Origin of the sequence: Morganella morganii, from assembly GCF_041099235.1 — a bacterium.
In the GTDB taxonomy this organism is placed as follows: domain Bacteria; phylum Pseudomonadota; class Gammaproteobacteria; order Enterobacterales; family Enterobacteriaceae; genus Morganella; species Morganella morganii_E.
Window position 1 is genome coordinate 1 of sequence record NZ_JBFZSO010000034.1, and the last position, 508, is coordinate 508.

The window sequence follows — 508 nt, forward strand, 5'->3', positions numbered from 1 at the left end:
ACTCATCAATATTACCTCGGTGATAATATTGATTGTTTCAATTTTTCAGCTTGTTCCGGATTGTTAAAGAGCATAATAATTCACAGCATACCGTTTCCGGTAAACTCTGAATTATTGTTCAGATATCAGATAATGGTGGAGCTAAGCGGGATCGAACCGCTGACCTCCTGCGTGCAAGGCAGGCGCTCTCCCAGCTGAGCTATAGCCCCATTATTTGGTTTTTCCGGGGCGTGTCTTTTCATCATGAAAAGAGGAAACCGCATTGAGACAAGGCATGGAAAGGCGAAGTTTACTAAGGTAAACGAGTCTTTTCATAACGCAGTATCAATTCGGTTTTGGTAGGCCTGAGTGGACTTGAACCACCGACCTCACCCTTATCAGGGGTGCGCTCTAACCACCTGAGCTACAAGCCTATTCCCGGTATCTGCTTCTTTCTATCAGACAATCTGTGTGAACACTCACAATTCAAATCAATCAGGTAAGGAGGTGATCCAACCGCAGGTTCCCC

The 508-nt window shown here is 45.3% G+C and carries 2 tRNA genes; both read right to left on the minus strand.

Features of this window, described 5'->3' with window-relative positions:
- Positions 1-133: 133 nt before the first annotated feature.
- Positions 134-209 (minus strand) — tRNA-Ala (locus tag AB7038_RS18140).
- Positions 210-336: 127 nt separating this feature from the next.
- A tRNA-Ile gene (locus AB7038_RS18145) sits at positions 337-413 on the minus strand.
- Positions 414-508: the final 95 nt, after the last annotated feature.